General features: G+C 51.6%; 19 protein-coding genes and 1 rRNA gene. 6 read left to right on the forward strand and 14 right to left on the reverse strand.

From position 1 onward, the window contains the following. Both J0X21_RS06740 and J0X21_RS06745 read right to left on the reverse strand, forming a co-directional pair. Positions 1–317: ribosomal RNA gene (locus J0X21_RS06740) — 16S ribosomal RNA — on the reverse strand; the annotation flags it as partial. Between the two features lie 465 nt (positions 318–782). Continuing rightward, positions 783–1,061, reverse strand: a complete 279-nt coding sequence (locus J0X21_RS06745) for a DUF1294 domain-containing protein (RefSeq protein ID WP_206811430.1) — start codon at positions 1,059–1,061, stop codon at positions 783–785. Between the two features lie 469 nt (positions 1,062–1,530). Between J0X21_RS06745 and J0X21_RS06750 the strand changes: the two genes are divergently transcribed. Continuing rightward, positions 1,531–2,040: a hypothetical protein gene (locus J0X21_RS06750; RefSeq protein WP_206811431.1), complete on the forward strand. Its 510-nt coding sequence runs from the start codon at positions 1,531–1,533 to the stop codon at positions 2,038–2,040. A 229-nt stretch (positions 2,041–2,269) separates the two neighbouring features. Here J0X21_RS06750 and J0X21_RS06755 read toward each other — a convergent pair whose 3' ends face one another. The 12 genes from J0X21_RS06755 to ilvE form a co-directional block, all read right to left on the reverse strand. Further along, entirely contained in the window at positions 2,270–3,523 is a 1,254-nt protein-coding gene (locus J0X21_RS06755) for a glutamate-5-semialdehyde dehydrogenase (protein WP_206811432.1), read from the reverse strand. Positions 3,524–3,548: 25 nt separating this feature from the next. Continuing rightward, positions 3,549–4,676, reverse strand: coding sequence for a glutamate 5-kinase (proB, locus tag J0X21_RS06760; protein WP_206811433.1), 1,128 nt, complete (start codon positions 4,674–4,676; stop codon positions 3,549–3,551). A gap of 76 nt (positions 4,677–4,752) precedes the next feature. Beyond that, positions 4,753–5,562, reverse strand: a complete 810-nt coding sequence (gene proC / locus J0X21_RS06765) for a pyrroline-5-carboxylate reductase (protein WP_206811434.1) — start codon at positions 5,560–5,562, stop codon at positions 4,753–4,755. A gap of 411 nt (positions 5,563–5,973) precedes the next feature. Next, positions 5,974–7,041, reverse strand: a complete 1,068-nt coding sequence (gene leuB, locus J0X21_RS06770) for a 3-isopropylmalate dehydrogenase (protein WP_206811435.1) — start codon at positions 7,039–7,041, stop codon at positions 5,974–5,976. After that, a complete protein-coding gene (locus tag J0X21_RS06775) occupies positions 7,034–7,522 on the reverse strand; it encodes a 3-isopropylmalate dehydratase small subunit (RefSeq protein WP_206811436.1) in 489 nt (162 codons plus the stop codon). Before J0X21_RS06775 ends, leuB begins: the two co-directional genes overlap by 8 nt. A 1-nt stretch (position 7,523) precedes the next feature. Next, complete coding sequence (gene leuC, locus J0X21_RS06780; protein WP_206811528.1) at positions 7,524–8,789, reverse strand: 3-isopropylmalate dehydratase large subunit; 1,266 nt, start codon at positions 8,787–8,789, stop codon at positions 7,524–7,526. A 32-nt stretch (positions 8,790–8,821) separates the two neighbouring features. Next, entirely contained in the window at positions 8,822–10,339 is a 1,518-nt protein-coding gene (locus J0X21_RS06785) for a 2-isopropylmalate synthase (protein ID WP_206811437.1), read from the reverse strand. Between the two features lie 18 nt (positions 10,340–10,357). After that, the gene (gene ilvC / locus J0X21_RS06790) at positions 10,358–11,362 is read right to left on the reverse strand and encodes a ketol-acid reductoisomerase (RefSeq protein ID WP_206811438.1); all 1,005 of its coding nucleotides are present in this window, start codon (positions 11,360–11,362) and stop codon (positions 10,358–10,360) included. 89 nt (positions 11,363–11,451) lie between these two features. Then, positions 11,452–11,931 carry an acetolactate synthase small subunit gene (ilvN, locus tag J0X21_RS06795; protein ID WP_206811439.1) on the reverse strand — a complete coding sequence of 160 codons (480 nt, stop codon included), beginning with the start codon at positions 11,929–11,931 and terminating at the stop codon, positions 11,452–11,454. Between the two features lie 5 nt (positions 11,932–11,936). Then, positions 11,937–13,595 carry a biosynthetic-type acetolactate synthase large subunit gene (ilvB, locus tag J0X21_RS06800; RefSeq protein ID WP_328812432.1) on the reverse strand — a complete coding sequence of 553 codons (1,659 nt, stop codon included), beginning with the start codon at positions 13,593–13,595 and terminating at the stop codon, positions 11,937–11,939. Positions 13,596–13,597: 2 nt separating this feature from the next. Then, a complete protein-coding gene (ilvD, locus tag J0X21_RS06805; protein WP_206811440.1) occupies positions 13,598–15,265 on the reverse strand; it encodes a dihydroxy-acid dehydratase in 1,668 nt (555 codons plus the stop codon). A gap of 73 nt (positions 15,266–15,338) precedes the next feature. Beyond that, on the reverse strand, positions 15,339–16,217 hold the full coding sequence (gene ilvE, locus J0X21_RS06810; RefSeq protein ID WP_206811441.1) for a branched-chain-amino-acid transaminase: 879 nt from the start codon (positions 16,215–16,217) through the stop codon (positions 15,339–15,341). Positions 16,218–16,603: 386 nt separating this feature from the next. Between ilvE and J0X21_RS06815 the strand changes: the two genes are divergently transcribed. The 5 genes from J0X21_RS06815 (at position 16,604) to J0X21_RS16045 (ending at position 20,792) form a co-directional block, all read left to right on the forward strand. After that, positions 16,604–17,884, forward strand: a complete 1,281-nt coding sequence (locus J0X21_RS06815; RefSeq protein ID WP_236006120.1) for a homoserine dehydrogenase — start codon at positions 16,604–16,606, stop codon at positions 17,882–17,884. 40 nt (positions 17,885–17,924) lie between these two features. Next, positions 17,925–18,836: a homoserine kinase gene (gene thrB / locus J0X21_RS06820; RefSeq protein WP_206811443.1), complete on the forward strand. Its 912-nt coding sequence runs from the start codon at positions 17,925–17,927 to the stop codon at positions 18,834–18,836. A gap of 63 nt (positions 18,837–18,899) precedes the next feature. Beyond that, positions 18,900–19,361, forward strand: coding sequence for a type VII toxin-antitoxin system MntA family adenylyltransferase antitoxin (gene mntA, locus J0X21_RS06825; protein WP_206811444.1), 462 nt, complete (start codon positions 18,900–18,902; stop codon positions 19,359–19,361). Then, positions 19,354–19,785 carry a type VII toxin-antitoxin system HepT family RNase toxin gene (hepT, locus tag J0X21_RS06830; protein WP_206811445.1) on the forward strand — a complete coding sequence of 144 codons (432 nt, stop codon included), beginning with the start codon at positions 19,354–19,356 and terminating at the stop codon, positions 19,783–19,785. Before mntA ends, hepT begins: the two co-directional genes overlap by 8 nt. A 302-nt stretch (positions 19,786–20,087) precedes the next feature. Beyond that, positions 20,088–20,792: a Fic family protein gene (locus J0X21_RS16045; protein WP_328812485.1), complete on the forward strand. Its 705-nt coding sequence runs from the start codon at positions 20,088–20,090 to the stop codon at positions 20,790–20,792.

Consider the following 20,792-nt stretch of genomic DNA (forward strand, 5'->3'; position numbering starts at 1 on the left):
CCACCTTTCCTTAGCTTGAGATGCCTCAAGCTAAGCTCATCCGGTATTAGCCCCCGTTTCCAGGGGTTGTCCCGGTCTTATGGGTAGGTTACCCACGCGTTACTCACCCGTCCGCCACTGCCAACCGAAGTCCGAAGTCCGATGCTCGATGTCCGAATTCAAGTATCTTTTTGGGTCTTAAACTTACCAATTACCCAATATTCTTACTTAATTCGGATTTCGGACCTCGGACTTCGGACATCGATCAGCCGTTCGACTTGCATGTGTTAGGCACGCCGCCAGCGTTCGTCCTGAGCCAGGATCAAACTCTCCGTAAAATTTACGAAGAACACGAGGTTCTGAGTGTCGAATGCGCCAGGACGGCAAGCATTCGACGAGCACTTCCCTCGTATCTCGATGCATTTTAAGAGATTTTGATTCGCTCAAAATCATTTTTCTCAGTTACGGCTGATTGCTCAGCTTTTACTGACGAGTTCCATTGGCGTCTTGTTGTTTAGTTTTCAAAGATCAAACTAATACTTTAAGTTTATCCCCGATTGGGTTTGTCGCCTCAACCGGAGACGAATGTTATCTTACCATCAAGATTATTGAACGTCAATAACTTATTATATTCCTGTTTTGGAAGAAATATTCCATATAATATCTTTCAATAACAACTTGAAACAGATCTTTTAAGTCTTACTTATTAATAAGAACCAATCCTAGAATGCATAAAGCCGAACCGATGATTTTGTTTCCTCCAAAGCCTTCTTTATAGAAAAGCACACCAATTGGAATCAGCATCAGTGCCAGGGCAATTTCCATGTCAAAACGGCCACGGCTACATTCAATGCAATGGCCAAAGGAACACCCACGGTAAACTTCGCATGCTGTGTCTTATGCCGGAACAGCTGCATGCCGAAAAATACTCCTACTCCTCCCATAGCGCATGCAAGACTGAGTAAGGTGCTTTCACGTATGCGCCACCGGTTATGGCGGGCTTTATACTTATCCAGGCCAACCACCGTCATCGTCAATATGTTCCATAGCAAATAGATGCTTATGATCATTTGATATCTCATTTTGAAAGATCACCTATGCTTTTTGCTCGTGCTATTATGCGGGTTCCAACCCAAATGCATGCCGGTATGTCTCAGACAAAATTTCAATCATCCAGAGAGAAATTCACAGCATCATTGATTTGGTCGATCTGCTCGAGGGGTATTGCCTCTTTGACCAAGAATTTATAGAAGTGTTTCAGTCACTGGGAGATATAGAGGTCGCCCTTCTTGTTAAAAGGCTGCCCAAAGATATGATAGGCCAAGACCTCCATCATACCGAGAATGAAAAAGAATGGCATAACAGACTTAGACAATTTTTGGGAGGCATTGATTCCAGCCGAAAAGAAAAGATTATGAAAATGTGTTCATCATTTGCTTAGAACTGGCTCATACTAATATAGGTTAGCCGTGTATCCGCTCAGAGCACAACCCACCTTTTGTATTCCTTATATCCCCTAAAATCAAATGGAAAAAAGGAGCGTGGTTCAGCGTGCAGGGAAAGAAATTGACGATTATCGTGGTTCTGACACTGTCTTTGGCGTTAGGTGCCAGCGGCATCGCTTGGGCGAACTCAAATTCTTCTCCTGACCAAAGCATCAACGACCAGGTAAAAACACACCAGTTTGAACACAAACGCATGCCCAAACATGGTCAGAAAGGAAATTGGAGCGACCTGCAATCTATTTTGGGTGTAGATTCGGCCACCCTTAAACAGGAACTGAAAAGCGGCAAATCTTTAGCCGAAATCGCTCAGGCCAAAGGGATATCGCCAACAGATCTCGCCGCCAAAATGCAAGCTTCAGCCGAAGCGAGAATTGAGCAAGCCTTAAAGGACGGTAAGATTACCCCCGAAATGGCTGACAAAATTAAAGCCAACCTCAAAACTCGCATTGAAAAGGCTATTAACTATAAGCATGATCCCAACCAGCAAAAAGGGGAATGCGCCCGGAAGAAAAACGCCTTTGACCAAAGTAAGACCACTGAGCAACCCCGTCAATAATTTACCCAAAGTATACGGCTAACTACTAAAGAAAACTCGGCTTGCGCCCGTTACTGCCGGTGGCAATAACGCACTTGTTTGCCATCGGCGAAGGCGCAAGCCCGTTAGTCCGTGAAGGACTAACGCACTTGTTTAGTTGCACTTATGCCACCAGAGATTTAACTTTCTGATTGGCATGAAGAAACTCCCGCCAGGCGGGAGTTTCTCACTTAATAGTGATTTCACTTCTCTACTTGACGATCTGCCCGTCCCCATAGACCATATACTTCACCGTCGTCAATTCACGCAGGCCCATCGGTCCGCGGGCGTGAAGCTTCTGGGTGCTGATCCCTATCTCCGCGCCAAAGCCAAACCTACCCCCATCAGTAAAGCGGGTCGAGGCGTTGACGTAGACCGCAGCGGCATCGATTTCGCGCAGAAAACGCTGCGCTTTCGAATAATTTTCCGTGATGATGGTCTCGGAATGTTTCGTGCTGTAGCGGTAGATATGATCTAAGGCCTCGTCCAGATCCTTGACTACCTTGACACTGATAATGAGATCCAGGTATTCCGTGGCCCAGTCTTCTTCCGCAGCCTCCCTGGCGTAAGGCAAAATCTCGCGTGTCCTGGCACACCCGCGAATCTCCACTTTGTGCTTGACTAATTCCTCCCCGATTAATGGAAGGAATGCTTGCGCAACCGGTTCATCCACTAATAACGTCTCCAGGGCATTGCACACTCCCGGTTTTTGGGTTTTGGCATTGATGACGATTGGTATGGCTTTGGCAAAATCGGCATCCCGGTCCACATAAGCATGACATACGCCCGTCCCCGTCTCAATCACCGGCACGGTCGCCAGCTGCACGACGGTCTGGATCAGCCCCGCTCCGCCGCGCGGGATAATGACATCGACATACCCGTTCATGCGCATGAGCTGGTTAACCCACTCCCGGTCCGTCTCCATCACCAGTTGAATCGAACCTTGAGGCAGGCCGCTTTGTTCCGCAGCTTCAGCAATCACGCGGGCTAACACTTTATTGCTCTCAATGGCTTCCGACCCGCCGCGCAAGATCACCGCATTCCCGGATTTAAGGCAGAGCGCTGCCGCATCCACCGTGACGTTGGGCCTGGCTTCATAGATCATGGCCACCACGCCTAGAGGCACTCGCGTCTGCTGGATTCTTAATCCATTGGGCCTGGTCCAGAACTCCCCTTCTCCTACAGGGTCAGGCAAAGACACGACTTCCTTTAAAGCTTGGCTCATGTCCTTGATGCCCTCCGGTGTGAGACGCAGGCGGTTAACCAGGCTTTTCTTCAAGCCTTTCTCTTCGGCTGCTTTCACATCCCGGGCATTCGCCTCTAAGATTTCCTGTTCATGTACAAGCAACGCCTCGGCCATTGCGAGCAAAGCTCGATTCTTGCTCTCGGTCCCCGAAAATGCCAGCTTGCGCGCAGCCTGCTTGGCCCGCTCCCCAATTGTTATCAGTTCAGGAAAAAAGTCCATTTCACCTAGCCTCCCTTGAATTTAATCACCGAGCCCCCGGCTCCCCCATGAGAGTCATATTGTCCCGGTGCACCACTTCTTCTCCCTCAAGATCAGAAATAAGATTCAGCATTTGCTCCGAGTGCAGCCCTTTCACCTGTTCCACTTCCGCACTGCTTAATTCTGAGAGCCCGCGCGCAATCTCCTGTCCTTCTTTGTTAATGATCCGCACCAACTCTTTGCGGTCCCAGTTTCCTTCAACCCCTGTAATCCCCTTGGCCAAGAGGCTCTTGCCCTCTTCCGCCAAGGCCCTGACAGCCCCGTCATCTATTATAATGCTTCCTTCAGACAACCCACCGTAGGCAATCCAGCGTTTGCGCCCGATCAGACGGTGCTTGGACGGTACAAAATAGGTCCCGACCGGCTGTTGCCCCTGGAGCAGTCCGGTTAACTCCGGAGTCCGCTCTGAATTCAGCAGAAGCAGTCCAATCCCAAAGCGGGTAGCGATTTCCGCCGCCTTGATCTTGGTAATCATGCCCCCGCTTCCAAGTTGTGAGCCCACACCCCCGGCCATTCCCATCACTTCGGATACATCCTCAACTTCCTCCACCAAACGGGCTGAGGCATCTTTTTTGGGATTTGCCGTGTACAGCCCGTCCACATCCGTGAGAATCACCAGCAGGTCCGCATGAACCAGCCCGGCCACTAACGCGGACAAGCGGTCATTGTCTCCAAAACACAGTTCTTCCACAGCCACGGTGTCATTTTCATTGATAATCGGCACCACATGAAAGCGGAGCAGCCTTTCCAGTGTGTTCTGGGCATTGCGGTAACGTGAGGCATCGGACAAATCCGTACGCGTTATAAGTACCTGAGCACACACCAGTCCATGTTTTTCAAAATGCTGGGCATATTTTTCGATTAAAACTCCCTGGCCCACCGCAGCCGCCGCCTGTTTGCCCGCTACATCACGCGGCCTGGAAGTAAGACCCAATTGTCCCATCCCTGCGGCCACCGCCCCGGAACTGACTAGGACACACTCCACCCCCCGCTTGTTGAACTCTACAATCAGCTCGACAATCTCAACCAAGGCCGCATCATTCAAACCGCCCTGGGGGTGATTAAGACCGCTGCTTCCAATCTTTAGCACAAGCCGTTTAATATCGGACTTCAAACCGGAATACTCCCTTTCCTTAGGAAATTACTTTTGCTTTACTTTAGGAAATTACTTTCTTTACTTCTGAAATCTCCTACCTTGCGTACTCCCTTTCCATTTCCTCGGCCCGTTTAGCCGCGGCGTCTGCGGCCTTGAGCATAATCTCCTCCAAACCGGCTTTTTCAAACACTCGCAAAGCCGCAAATGTCGTGCCGTTGGGCGAGGTCACTTCCTCCCGCAGGCGTGCAGGCGTCTTTCCGCTGGAAGCCATCATTTGCCCAGCTCCGATGATGGTCTGGCGCACCAGAACTTCCGCTTCTTCTTCGGTTAATCCCAGCTCGACTCCCGCCTTCATCAAAAGCTCAGTAAAAAGGTAATAATAGGCCGAACCGCTGCCACTGATCGCAGTTACTGCATTCATCTTGTGCTCTTCCAGCCAGAGCACCTTGCCTACAGTCGCAAATATCCCGGCCGCCGCTTCAGCCTGCTCATCACTGACCAGGCTCCCCTTAGCCATTCCGGTAACGGATTGAAGGACTGCCGTGGCCGTGTTGGGCATGATTCTAACAACCGCCGCCCCCGGCAGGTAGTTTTCAATGACTTGTAAAGAAATGCCCGCAGCCACACTGATAAATAGTTTCCCCTTATAATTAACCATTTGAATCTCGCTTAAAACATCCAAAATGTCTTTCGGCTTCACCGCAATAATGATGATTTCGGATTCCTCAATGACTTGCTCCAGAGTGGCAGGAATTGCACCGTATGTCTGATGCAAAATCTGTAGACGCTCTTGATTAATGTCAGTCATCCTGATTTCAGGGCTCTGGCTGTTCGTCAGTCCTTTCACAACAGCTTCCGCCAGATTGCCCGCTCCAACAAACCCTATTTTTTGCTTCACTTTCATTCCCCCATAATAATTGTCCTACTTAAGCATATTCAATCAAAATAATTTGGACCTACCTAAGAATAAAAACCGGAAAGATGCGGATAGCCAAAAAAGACTTCTCCCATCCTCATAAGGACGAAAGAAGTCTTTCGCGGTACCACCTTAATTGCCACTCAAAAGCGGCCGGCTCACGCCACAGCTTAATCAACCGGTTAAGCGTAGTCTCCCGTTAACGGCGGGAACTCCGTCCGACTCATCATCGGCATCTCACGGCTGGGTTGCGGTCTCACTGCCTGGAAAACTCCCACCATCTGTTTCCCTCTCTGGAAGCAAGAACTACCGCCGGGCCGGTCATTGAATTGTTATTTTGTAGTATTGTAGGTAAGGTATTCTGACTCCTCGTATACTGAATTCTGACTCCTATTTGCTCTATCTGCTGCCTAGTGCCTCCAGCACCTTATCCCCCATCTCGACCGTGCCTAAGACTTTGTCCCCGGGCTGGGCCAGGTCGCCGGTGCGGAAGCCGTCATTCAGGACTTTCTCTACGGCTTGCTCAATGGCCTGCGCTTCTTGCTCCAAGCTAAAGGTGTAGCGAAGCATGAGGGCTCCGGAGAGAATCGTGGCCAGCGGATTGGCCAGGTTCTTGCCCGCGATATCCGGAGCGGAACCGTGGGCTGGCTCATACAAGCCTTTCTGCCCATTGAGGCTGGCAGAGGCCAGCATGCCGATGGAGCCGCCGAGCATGGAAGCCAGGTCCGTAAGAATATCCCCAAACATGTTCTCCGTCACGATGACATCAAATTGTTTGGGATAGCGTACGAGCTGCATCGCGGCATTGTCAACATACATATGGGTGAGCTCGACATCCGGATAGTCCTTGGCAACCTCAAGGGTTACTTCACGCCAGAAGCGGGAAGTTTCAATGACATTGGCCTTGTCAACCGAGCACAGCTTCTTGCTCCGTTTGCGCGCCGTTTCGAAGCCGAAGCGAACAATGCGATTGATTTCATCCTCGTTATAAACCATGACGTCATAGGCCGAGCGCGGGTTGTCCTTGCGGCCTTTTTCCCCGAAATAAAGCCCGCCGGTCAACTCCCGGATCACGACCATATCCACATTTTCGATCACTTCCTGCTTGAGGGTCGAAGCATGAACCAAAGCGGGAAGCATGCGGACCGGGCGAATATTAGCGTAGAGTTCCAAATGTTTTCTTAAGGGTAAAAGAGCGGCTACTTCCGGACGTTGGGCTGTCGGCAGAGTGTCCCATTTCGGTCCCCCAATGGCCCCAAGCAGAACCGCATCCGCCTCAAGGCAAGCCTTGAGTGTTTCATCCGGCAAAGCTTTGCCCACCGCATCAATGGCTGCGCCTCCGACCAAATGCTCTTCAAATTCGAGCTTTACCGGAGAGTCCTTGATTACGGCCTGCACCACCCGCATGGCCTGGGGTACAATTTCACGGCCAATGCCGTCACCGGGTAAAACCACCACTTTAGGCATTCTTCTTCCTCCCCCGCACATATGGTATCAAGCCGCCCGTATTAATCAGCTCCTGCATAAACGGTGGGAAGGGACGGGCTTGAAAACTGGTTTTTTGAGTGAGATTTTCAACTTTGCCGCTCTCAAGATCGACCGTAACCTCGTCCCCGGCATTAATTCCGGCCACCGCTTCCGGGCACTCCAGGATTGGTAGCCCGATATTCAAAGCATTGCGGTAAAAAATCCGGGCATAAGACTCTGCAATCACCACTTTGACCTTGGCGGCCTTGATCGCGATAGGAGCATGCTCCCGGGAAGAGCCGCAGCCGAAGTTTTTCCCAGCGACTAAAATATCTCCCTCCTGCACTTTCTCGGCAAAAGTCACATCTCCGTCTTCCATGCAATGCTTCGCCAAGTGCTCCGGATCAGAATTATTGAGGTAACGGGCTGGGATAATCACATCCGTATCAATATCATGGCCGAATTTCCAAGCTTTACCCATCTTAGACCACCTCCTCAGGATGCGCTATTTGCCCGCGGATTGCGGAAGCAGCAGCCACAGCCGGATTAGCCAGGTAAACTTCGCTTTCCGGATGGCCCATTCTGCCGACAAAATTGCGGTTGGTAGTTGCCAGAGCGCGCTCCCCTTTGGCCAAAATTCCCATGTGTCCGCCGAGGCACGGTCCGCAGGTCGGAGTGCTGACAGCCACTCCGGCTTCGATAAAGGTGTCGATCAACCCTTCGTGCATAGCCTGGCGGTAAATTTCCTGGGTTCCGGGGAACACCAAGGTGCGCACATGCGGATGCACCTTATGGCCGCGCAGAATTTGGGCGGCCATACGCAGGTCTTCCATGCGTCCGTTGGTACAGGAGCCGATCACGACCTGGTCGATCTTGACCCCGCTCGCTTCCTGGACTGATTTCGTATTTTCAGGCAAATGCGGGAACGCCACTTGGAGCGGAATATCGGCGACATCGAATTCAAACACTTGCGCATACTTAGCGTCCGGATCACTGGTATAAACAGTATACGGGCGCTTGGAGCGTCCCTCTAAATAAGCGAACGTCTTCTCATCCGGAGCAATAATCCCGTTTTTGGCCCCGGCTTCAATCGCCATATTGCACATGGTAAAGCGGCCGTCCATGGAGAGGGCGGAAATCCCTTCCCCGGTAAATTCCATGGCTTGGTAGCGGGCGCCGTCCACTCCGATCTTGCCGATTACATATAAGATTAAGTCCTTGCCGCTCACCCACGGTTGGAACTTGGTTCCGTGGAAGACAAATTTAATGGACTCCGGCACCCGGAACCACGCTTCCCCGGTGGCTAATCCCGCCGCCAAGTCTGTGCTCCCGACACCGGTGGCAAATGCGCCCAGGGCACCGTAGGTGCATGTATGGGAATCGGCCCCAATAATCAAATCTCCGGGCAAAGTAAGCCCTTGCTCAGGCAAAAGGCAGTGTTCAATCCCGACCTTGCCCACATCATAGAAGTGCTCAATCTCATGTCGGCGCGCAAACTCACGCACCTGCTTGCTTTGTTCAGCCGAGGCAATGTCCTTATTCGGGGTAAAGTGATCCAGCACCAGGGCCACTTTGCTCCGGTCAAACACACTGTCCACTTCGAACTTGACAAATTCCTTGACCGCGACCGGGGCCGTGACATCATTCGCCAATACCATATCGAGTTTGGCGGTGATGAGCTGCCCAGGCACCACTTCCTCCAGCCCTGCATGTTGTGCCAGAATTTTTTCCGTAATGGTCATGGACATCCCTATCATCTCCCTTCTCCCAAAATCTCTTCTTACTTCGCGAGATCAATCCATCCTCTTTCGATAGCCCGGTTCACAGCCTGGAGATAGGCTTTGACACTGCCTTCAATAATATCCGTACTCACACCCCGGCCCCCGACCAGGTGTTCCCCGAACTGAACCGCAACCGTCACTTCTCCCTGGGCGTCTTCCCCGCCGTCAATCGCCTGCAGGGAGTAGTGCATCAGCTTGCCTTTGGTGCCCAAGACTTTATCGATCGCTTTGAAGGCGGCATCCACCGGACCGTCCCCGCAGGCAGCATCCTTATACTCCTGCTCCCGGTACTTTAGGGCAACCGTAGCCGTAGGCACCATGTTGGTCCCGCTGGACACCTGAAAATAATCCAACACGACTTGCTCCTCAGCCCCTGGTGCTTCCACCAAAGAGAACAAGTCCGCCGTTGTGACTTCCCGTTTCCGTTCAGCCAAGACCTTAAAGCGGTTGAACATCTCCTCGAACTTGCGGTCATCCAGTTCCAGCCCGAGTTCGGCCAAGCGCTGGCGCACCGCGTGGCGGCCTGAGTGTTTGCCCAGAACGATCGAGTCCACATCCAGCCCGATAGAAGCGGGAGACATAATCTCATAGGTCTGGCGCTCTTTTAAGACCCCATCCTGATGGATGCCGGATTCATGGGCAAAGGCATTTTTCCCGACGATCGCTTTATTATGCTGCACCATCATCCCGGTCAAACGGGCGACCAACTGGCTGGTGCGGGCAATCTCGGTCGTGACAATCCCGGTCTCAAACCGGTAGCGGTCACGCCGGGTCTTTAAGGCCATCACCAGTTCTTCAAGCGCAGCATTCCCGGCCCGCTCTCCGATCCCGTTAATCGTACATTCAAGCTGCTGCACCCCGACGTTTAGGGCCGCCAGGGAGTTGGCTACAGCCAGCCCCAAGTCGTTATGGCAGTGGACGCTCACTTTGACTTTTTCAATGCCATCGGTCTTATCCATGACGGCTTTGACAAAAGCGGCGAACTCATCCGGAGTTGCATAACCCACAGTATCCGGAATATTTAAGACCGTGGCCCCCGCCTCAATCACCTTCGAGAAAATCCGGGCCAGAAAGTCCAACTCACTACGCGAGGCGTCTTCCGCACTAAACTCCACATCGCTCACCTTCGACTTAGCCAGGCGCACCGCTTGCACGGCTTGCTCCAAGACTTCCTCAGGCGACTTTTGCAGTTTGGCCCGCATGTGAATGGGGGACGTGGCAATGAAGGTGTGAATGCGCGGATACTCAGCCACCTTAATGGCTTCCCAGGCCCGCTCAATATCCAGCTCCTGGGTGCGGGCAAGGGCGGCGATCCCAACCGTGCGAACCTCTTTGGCAATCCGGCTCACACTTTGGAAATCACCGGGGGAAGCAATGGGAAATCCGGCTTCCAGGACGTTTACCCCCAATTTAGCTAATTGAAAGGCAATCTGCAATTTTTCCTCAACGTTCAGCGCCACGCCCGGAGACTGCTCCCCGTCTCTTAAAGTGGTATCGAAAATCTCTATCCGGCGCATCCTCTACCCCCAACTATTTTAGTCTTCTTTCGGCTTCGGCAGCCAGCTCATCATGCTCCGCAGTTCTTTGCCGACTCTTTCGATGAGTTGGTTTTCTTCCCTACGGGCGACTGCATTAAAGTTCGGGCGGTTGGCTTGGTTTTCCAAAAGCCAGGCTTTGGCAAATTCCCCGTTTTGAATCTCAGCCAGCACTTTCTTCATCTCTTTGCGGGTTTCTTCCGTGATAATGCGTTTACCGGTCACCTGATCCCCGTATTGGGCGGTGTCGGACACAGAATAACGCATGCGGGTGAGCCCGCCTTCATACATCAAATCAACGATTAGTTTCAATTCGTGCAGGCACTCGAAATAAGCGATCTCCGGCTGATACCCGGCTTCCACCAAGGTCTCAAACCCGGCTTTCACCAGTTCGCTGGTGCCGCCGCACAGAACAGCTTGCTCCCCGAAGAGGTCGGTTTCTGTCTCTTCCGCAAAGGTGGTCTCCAGAACCCCGGCACGGGTGGCACCGATTCCTTTAGCATGAGCGAGGGCCATTTCTTTGGCCCGGCCGCTGGCATCTTGATGAACGGCGATCAAAGCCGGAACCCCTGCACCCTCGGTATAAGTGCGGCGTACCAGGTGTCCGGGTCCTTTGGGAGCAACCATGTAAACATCGACATCTTTCGGAGCAACGATTTGTGCAAAATGAATATTAAAGCCGTGGGAGAACACCAGCGCATTGCCGGCGGCCAGATTCGGCTTGATTTCCGCTTCATAAACTGCCGCTTGCCTTTCATCCGGCAGGAGAATCTGAATCACATCCGCTTTGGCAGCAGCGTCAGCCACTGTCATCACTTCAAAGCCTGCTTCCTGAGCCAGAGCCCAGCGCCTGCTTCCCGGACGCAGCCCGATCACGACGTTAAGGCCGGAATCCTTTAAGTTTTGGGCTTGGGCATGCCCTTGGCTACCGTACCCCATCACTGCGATCGTTTTGCCGCTGAAAAGTTCGAGGTTCGCATCGGATTCATAATACATTTTTGCCATTGAAATCCTCATCTCCCTATTTGTAATGCTCTAAGTATAACACGCTTGGGCTTTTAGCCCAAGCCTTCTTACACCAAAAATTAACTCTCTTAGTTGTCCGATCTCGTGATCGCAATTTTGCCGGTGCGCACCAGCTCCATCAGTCCGTACGGGCGGACGGTGCGCACGAAAGCGTCGATTTTTTCCCCGTCTCCGGTCAGCTCGACCGTAATATTGGTGCGGCCCATGTCCACAACCCGGCCCCGGAATACATCCACGGTCTGGAGCACTTCCAGGCGGGTCTCATTATTCACTTTAACCCGGATCAGGGCCAGTTCCCGGTCGACAATCGCTTCTCCGGTGAGATCGGTGACTTTATGCACGACCACCAGCTTATGCAGCTGCTTGCTCACTTGCTCGATCACCTGGTCATCCCCGTCCACCACAATGGTCATGCGGGAAATTCCCGGGTCTTCCGTCTGGCAGACGGACAAGCTTTCGATATTATACGCCCGGCGGGCAAACAACCCGGCGACCCGGGTCAAAACGCCGGGATGGTTTTCGACGAGCACGGCTAACGTATGCAGCATCTTTTCTACCTCCCCAGCATTTCCGTAATTTCTTTGCCCGGCGGCACCATCGGGAGCACATCCTCATCCGGGGAAATCATGAACTCCACCAGCACCGGTCCGCGATAATCCCGGGCTTCGGTCAAGGCCCCTTCCACCTGGGAAACGTCTGTGACCCGAATCCCTTTAAGGCCGTAAGCCTCTGCCACCTTGATAAAGTCCGGGTTGGCGTGCAGCTGGATTTGGCTGAAGCGCTCATCATAGAACATCTTTTGCCACTGGCGGACCATGCCTAAAACCCCGTTGTTCATGAGGGCGATTTTTATCGGAAGCTTATGCTGGATGATGGTCGCCAGCTCTTGAATGGTCATTTGCAGGGAGCCGTCCCCGGTGACTAAAAACACCGTTTTATCCGGCTGCGCGATCTGCGCGCCCACAGAAGCCGGGAGCCCGAAGCCCATCGTCCCTAAGCCTCCGCTCGTGATAAAATGGCGGGGACGAGCCACGGGATAAAACTGAGCCGCCCACATCTGGTGCTGGCCCACATCCGTACAGAGGATCGCATCTTCTCCGGCAATTTTCCCAATCTTTTCAATCACCATTTGCGGGGTTAGACGGTCCGTGTCATACCGGAGCGGATAGTCTTTCTGCCACTGCCTCAGCTGGTTCCACCATTCGGGTTTATCCTGCTTTTGCACCAAGCTCATTAAGTCTTCGAGCACCAGCTTGGCATCGCCCACCAGCGGGATATGGGTGCGCACCACCTTGCCGATTTCTGCCGGGTCCACATCAATGTGCACGATTTTAGCCTTGGTTGCAAACTTATGGCCCAAACCGCTGGTCACCCGGTCATCAAAACGGACACCGACCGCAATCAGCAAGTCACAGTCATCCACCGCATAGTTGGCCGTAACCGTCCCGTGCATCCCGACCATCCCTAGAAGATTCGGGTGCCCCGCAGGCAGGCTCCCAATCCCCATCAAAGTCGTGACTACCGGCAGGGAAGTCGCTTCCACCAGTTCTTTTAAGGCCGTCTGTGCTCCGGAGTTAATCACCCCGCCGCCCGCATACAATACAGGTCTCTGGCTTTGAGCAATGGCCTTGGCGGTTTCCTCAATCTGTCCGGCATTTCCCTTGCCAAACACTTTATAACTCTTCAGTTTCGGCACCGCCGGAGCTGCCACCACATCCCGGGCCGCGAGTACATCCTTGGGCAGGTCGATTAAGACCGGGCCCGGGCGCCCGCTGGCGGCGATATAAAAGGCCTCTTTCACAATCCGCGGCAGCTCACGCGGGTCTCTTACCAAATAAGAATGCTTGGTAATCGGCATGGTAATGCCTGTAATATCCGCTTCCTGGAAGGAATCCGACCCAAGCAAACCGGTTGAAACCTGTCCGGTCAGGACCACGATTGGAACGGAATCCATATAGGCATTGGCGATCCCGGTCACGAGGTTGGTCGCACCCGGTCCGGAGGTGCCAAGGCAGACTCCGACTCGATTGCCGGCCCGGGCATAAGCATCGGCCGCATGCACCGCCCCTTGCTCATGGCGCACCCCGATATGCCGGATCTTGCTGTCCAAGAGCGCGTCATACAAAGCCAAGAGCACGCCTCCGGGATATCCGAAAATCAATTCAACCCCTTCATCCTCCAGGGCTTTAAGCAAAACTTCCGCACCGGTCACGCCTACTCCTCCTTCCCGGATCTAAAGGCCGCACCTTTGGATGCCGACTGCACAAACTGAGCATAGCGGCCCAAATAGCCTTCACGTCTTGTTAGTTCTTTCACACCCTGGCGCCGTTTCTCTTTCTCTGCTTCCGGAAGCAGCCAGTCAATCCGTCCGGCTTTCAGGTCGATTCTCACCGTATCTCCGGTCGCTACATAAGCAATCTCCCCGCCCAAAGCCGCTTCCGGAGAAATATGCCCGATGGACAGCCCGCGGCTGGCTCCTGAAAAGCGCCCGTCTGTCAGGAGGGCTACCGAAGAATCCAGTCCCATTCCGGCGAGCATCGAAGTCGGTCCAAGCATCTCACGCATGCCGGGGCCGCCTTTCGGCCCTTCATACCGGATAATGACCACATCTCCGGCTACGATTTCTCCGTTCTGAATTGCCTGGGTCACAGCCACTTCCCCGTCAAACACCTTGGCCTTTCCTTCAAAGACCAAGTCCTGCGCGGAAAGCGCTCCCTGTTTAATCACTGCCCCCTCGGAAGCCAGGTCGCCAAACAGGATTTTGAGCCCGCCTTGCTTGGAATAAGGTTCAGCGACCGGCTTAATGACACCGGCATCGATCACTTTGGCCTCACTTAAGCGTTCACCCTGGGTCACACCGGACACAGTCAGGGCTGAAGCGTCAAACAGCCCGGCATCGATCAGCTGTTTTAAGACCGCGCTCACCCCACCGGCTTCATGCAGATCCACCAGGTGATGCGGCCCGGCCGGGCTTAACTTGCACACTTGAGGCGTGTGCTCACTGATTTCGTTCACCCGGCTTAAATCCCAGTCAATTCCGCCCTCCTGGGCAATCGCCGGCAAATGCAAAATCGTATTGGTGGAGCAGCCTAAGGCCATATCCAAAGCCACCCCGTTGGCAATTGCTTTAGGGGTGATAATATCCCGCGGCCGGATATTTTGGCGCACCAGCTCCATCACCTGATACCCGGTTTCTTTGGCCAGGATCAGGCGCTCGGAGTAGACGGCCGGAACCGTGCCATTGCCGGGCAGGGCCAAACCTAAAGCTTCGGTCAGGCAGTTCATGGAATTAGCGGTAAACATCCCGGCGCAGGAACCGGCAGTCGGGCAGGCTTTTAGCTCCAGGCTCTTAAGCCAGCTTTCATCCGCCAGGTTGGCGTGGACTTTGCCCACACCTTCAAAGACCGTGCTTAAGCTCACGGCTTTCCCTTCGAATTTCCCGGGAAGCATCGGTCCGCCGCTGACCACAATCGCGGGTAAATTCAGGCGCATCGCCGCCATCAGCATCCCTGGAACAATTTTGTCACAGCTCGGAATTAAGACCAGGGCATCGAGCTGGTGCCCTCTGGCCATCACTTCGATCGAATCGGCAATCAGTTCGCGGCTGGCCAGGGAAAAGTGCATCCCTTCATGGCCCATGGCGATCCCGTCACACACCGCCACCGTGGAAAACTCAAACGGAGTCCCGCCGTTTTCCCGGATGCCTGCTTTCACAGCGTCCGCAATCTGGCGTAAATGCATATGCCCTGGCACCAGCTCGGTGAAGGAATTTACCACCCCGATAAACGGCTTATTAATCTCTCTGTCTGTCAGTCCCAGCGCTTTAAGCAAAGAACGGTGCGGCGCCCGGTCTATGCCCCGTTTTACAGTATCACTGTTCACAGGCTCTCCCTCTCCTCTTTATTTCTACTTTATATGCTTTTCTACTTTGTAAACAAAGTTAGTTCATTTTTGATTAAGCAAAGATTTCCGGACCGTCAATCTTGGTTACTTCCCTAAACTCTGTTAAAAGTTTCTTAAAGACTTCTCCCGGAACTCCCTTGCCAACGATACGTCCATCCATTTTCACGACCGGAATCAGCTCAGCCGCCGTGCCGGTAAGGAAAATCTCATCTGCGGTGTAGAGGTCATGTCGGGTAAAGAGTTCTTCACGCACTTCCATTCCCTGCTTGCGGGCAATCTCTATCACGGTGTTGCGCGTAATTCCTTCGAGAATTCCAACGAAAATCGGAGGAGTATATAAGACTCCATTGCGCACCATGAAGATGTTGTCCCCCGTGCATTCAGCCACATAGCCCTCTTGATTCAGCATAATGGCTTCCATCACTCCGGCCTCTCTCGCTTCGATCTTCGCCAGAATATTATTAAGGTAGTTCAGGGATTTGATGCGCGGGTTCAGGGAATCCGGGTTATTGCGGCGAATGGCCACGGTTTTTACTTCCAGCCCCTCATCGTACATGCTGGGCGGATACAGTTTAATTTGATCGGCGATGCAGAAAGTGGCAGCCTTCGGGCAATTATTGGGGTCTAGGCCCAAATCCCCTTTGCCCCGGGATACAACCAGCCGGATATAGGCATCGCGAAGGTTATTGCGCCTTAAGGTTTCGAGCACGATTTCCTGCATCTCTTCCACCGGCATGCCAATGTCCATGCGGATGGACTGGGCCGACTCGTACAGGCGCTTTAAGTGTTCCGGAAGTTTGAACACCCGCCCGTGATAGGCGCGAATCCCTTCAAAAATTCCATCCCCGTAAAGGAAGCCGTGGTCAAAAATTGATACTTTCGCCTCCTCTTCCGGTACATACGCGCCATTGCAATAGATGATAAGCCCCATAACTAAAAACCCCTTTCCAAAATTTTTGCCCTAACACAAAAACCCAGGCGTAGCTCCGATGAACGTGGAACCTTCCGCATGGGTTTTTTCTACCCACGGTGTAATCCAAACGATTTGGACCCTGTGTTATAATACATCACTTAATTTAAGTCTAGTGTATATGATACAGAATACAGTGTCAACCACTTCTCAGGAAAAAGTTCCAAATCGCTCAAAGCCTTAAATTTCAAAATATGCTAACATATAAAGCTAAATCATACCCATCATACTAAACTCATGCTAAATGACTGCTAACTATGTAACCCTCTTGTCAAAGAACAAGCATCCCTGCTATAATGTCCACTATAAAAAAACATTTGTACACGTCCAAAGGAGCGGAAAAGCAGATGATTAACATCGGAATCTTAGGATTGGGCACGGTTGGAACCGGCGTCATTCAAATTTTACAACAAAATGCCGAAGATATACAAACCCGCACGGAAAGTAAAATCCGGGTGAAAAAAGTGCTGGTCCGCGACCTGACAGCACCGCGCCAGATCAGCGGTGATTTTGAAATGACAGATAACGCTGAAGATATTCTCAGTGACCCGGAAATTGATATTGTGGTGGAAGTGATCGGCGGTATCGAGCCTGCCCGCACGTATATATTAAAAGCCTTAGCCAATCAGAAAAATGTCATCACAGCCAATAAAGACCTATTGGCTGAACACGGTCAGGAACTCCTCACCGCCGCCAAAGAAGCGGGCAAGGATCTGTACTTTGAAGCCAGTGTCGCCGGGGGCATCCCGATTATTGCCGCCCTCAAGCAGTCTTTAGCGGCCAACCGCCTCACGGCCCTCGTGGGCATCATCAACGGCACGACCAACTATATCCTAACCGCCATGTCCGAACAGGGACGGGATTACGCCGAGGTTCTGGCCGAAGCCCAAAAACTTGGCTATGCCGAAGCCAATCCCGCCTCGGATGTGGAAGGCCTGGACGCTGCCCGCAAACTGGCCATTTTGGCTTCAATCGCCTTTAACTCGCGCGTCACCTTAGATGATGTTTATGTAGAAGGAATTTCGAAGATCACCCGCGAAGATATAGAGTACGCCAATGAACTGGGATGCACCATCAAACTCCTGGCTATTGCCAAACACCAGGACGAAGGAATCGAAATGCGCGTGCACCCGGCTATCATCCCCAAAACCCATCCCTTGGCTTCGGTCAACGGGGTTTTCAACGCCATTTTTGTCGTGGGAGACGCCGTCGGGGAAACCATGTTCTACGGGCGCGGGGCCGGTTCCCTGCCCACCGGCAGTGCGGTGGTTTCCGATATCATGCAAGTGGTGCGGAACATTCAATCCAATTCCACTTCCGCCATCAATTGCACCTGTTATCAGGACTTGCCCATCAAGGAAACAGACAGCTTCACTACTGCTTTTTATATCCGGCTGCTGGTTAAAGACGAACCCCGGGTGCTCGCCACCCTCGCTTTGCTCTTTGCGGAAGCGGAAATCAGCTTTGCTTCCATTATCCAAAAACCGCGCGGCCATCAGGAAGCCGAAATCGTCCTAGTCACCCACCCCTGCCGTGAGGGCAAGCTTCAGGAAGCCCTGGAGTCTGTGCGTGCTTACAGCAAAGTCTTAAACGTGCAGAATATGATTCGGTTTGAGGATGGGCGCTAATTCTGACTCCTATTTAGTAATATTTCTGGAGGATTTTATCATGAAAGTCGAGGTACGCGTCCCGGCGACATCTGCAAATTTAGGCCCTGGCTTTGACTGCCTGGGCCTTGCTCTCTCTTTATATAATACCATCACGGTTGAAACCGAGGCATCAGCCAACTCCCTAAAAATCAAGTGTACCGGACCCTATGCCGAAGGCATCACAACCGATGAAAGCAACCTCGTCTGGAAAACCATGCTTCATCTCTGGCACAGCATCAACTTCCCTATTCCATCCGTAACCCTTACCCTAGACATTCACATTCCTCCGGCCCGGGGCTTAGGCAGCAGTTCCACAGCCATCGTCGGGGGTCTTCTCGCCGCCAATGCCGTAGCCGGTAACCTCTTAACCCAGAACGAACTCCTGCAAATGGCCAATGCCTTAGAGGGACACCCGGACAACGTCGCACCCGCGCTCTTTGGGGGAGTGACTCTTTCCGTTCCCACAGAAAACGGGGTTCACACCCGTATTCTCGCTCGCTCACCTAAGCTAACTGCGATTGCTGTGGTTCCGGAAATTCTGGTCAAAACAGAAAAAGCCCGGGCCGTACTCAAACCTGAGGTTTCACGCAAAGATGCCGTTTTTAATATCGCCCATGTCGGCCTCATTGTTGAAGCCTTTCTCACAGAAAACTATGAACTTCTGCACGAAGGGATGCGGGACAAGCTCCATCAGGACCAACGGGCCGCCCTTATTCCTGGCATGCACACGGCCATCGCTGCTGCCCTGGAAGCTGGAGCTTATGGGGCTGCGCTCAGCGGGTCCGGCCCGACTCTCATTGCTCTTAGCCCAGCGGTTCAAGCTTCCCGAATCGCCGCGGGGATGCGGCAATCACTGACTAAAAAAGCCCTTGATGTCAGGGTGTATACTTTGGAAGTCGATGCCAACGGGGCAAGTATTGCCATCCCTTAAACTGCATGTTATTATTATAGGTAATATTTGGTATTAATATTATGCTTTAAAGGATGATCCAAATTGAGATTTGATAACAAACCCCTTAATTTTACTTTAATTAGGGAAAGACTCGATATTCTGCCTCTATCCCTGTCCCACTTCAATCGAAAGATCTCTGCCATCATCCTATTTGGTTCATTAGCCACAGGCAAAGAAACTCCGCTAAGTGATGTAGATCTGGCAGTTTTATACGGAAACCACCTTAACGACAATGAGCTCATTAACACTCACCGTGAAGTTTACAGCATCGTGTCGGATGTACTAGAATCGGATGATATTGATTTAATCAATCTCAACACCGCTCCCCTATCAATGCAGTATGGAGCTATTAAAAGTGCGAAGATCCTCTTACTTAATAACCGTGAAGAATACATCGATTTTTGGGACCGAACAGTTAAGTATTACCTCGATTTCAAACCTCTATTGGACGAGTGCAACCAAACACTTTTGGAAACGCTCACGAGGAGGATCGTTCATGGATGAAAAGCTGGCCTTTCAAATGCGTCAGATTACAAAATACCTCGGACGCTTAAAAGAAGTAGCAAAAACTCCTAAGGAAAAATTTTTGTCTAATTCTCTTCTACAAAGTGCTACAGAGCGTTATCTTCAGCTCTGCATCGAATCGTGTATTAATGTAGGAAACCGTTTAATTTCTATGCTCCAGATTGATCTGCAACTCGATGCTCCCAGAACCTATGCCGATGTATTTCAGGAATTAGAAAGGCATCAGATCACTCAGGGGCTAGAGCCTGCAATGCTCGAAATGACCAAGTTTCGAAACCGATTGGTGCATATATATTGGGACATATCACCGGAGTTTATATACGACATCCTTCAGACTAACCTTAAAGATATTGACCGTTTTCTTGGACAAGTGGCTCAGTATATTTCTAAGAATAAGCATTAATTCGAAAACCTCTCCAATATTTAATTAAGATTACAACACTTCTTAACCCAATGAAATTAATCCCCATACCCCTCCGGACGACTCTTAAGCCATTTCCAAAGCTAGGCCTAAATCATCTGCAAAATTACCTTCGGAAAAGTAATCATTCGAACATTCGAACATTCGAACATTCGAACATTCGAATCATTCGTACCCTTATTGCTCCTGACTTCCCCTATGATAGATAAAAAAGGTAATTTATGGTATAATTTTTCATGGTTCATTAGCCCCTAAGGGAGAAGAATAATAAATATTTGGAAGCGGTGATATACATGTTATTCCATTACGACTATAAAATCCAGACTCCTGCCCTAGAACCAAATAGAAAGCTGGCGCTGTTCCAGGCAAAGAAGATGCTGCCGGAGTATGTATTCGATACGTCGCAGATGGAGAACAATCCGCTAACCTTCCCCGAAGTCCAGACTTTAATGGACGGTATAACCATTGGCGGTCACAAAATAAGCGACGTGCAGCAGGTTCTTAATATCAAGGACAGCTGGCACATGCTCCTGAAGATTGTTGCCAAAGAGGAGTTCCGGGTATCAAAGGAAATGTTCCACGCAGTGAACAACCTGATCGCCAGGGAGGAATCTCTCGAATGGGGAAAGTTCCGCACCGGCTCCGTAGGGATTGCCGGAACGGAAAAGTATAAGTCTCCCGCTTGGCAAGAACTTGACCTCATTTTTGATTCCGAGCTCCCGGTTATCCTGGGCGACTTCCATCCGGTAGAGCAGGCTATACGGTTGTTTCTTTGGGCGGCTTATAATCAGTTCTACTGGGACGGAAACAAGCGCACGGCTCGTCTTATGGCAAGCGGCATTTTGATCAACGCTGGCTACGGCGTGTTTAATATCCGGGTAAAGGACATTTTGGAATTCAACACCTTAATGCTTGGCTACTATGAAACGGCCCAGGCAGACGATATTGTAAAATTTCTGGTTGAAAAGTGCATTCGCTACTATGACTAA

This window comes from Paradesulfitobacterium ferrireducens (genome assembly GCF_017310645.1).
GTDB lineage: Bacteria > Bacillota > Desulfitobacteriia > Desulfitobacteriales > Desulfitobacteriaceae > Paradesulfitobacterium > Paradesulfitobacterium ferrireducens.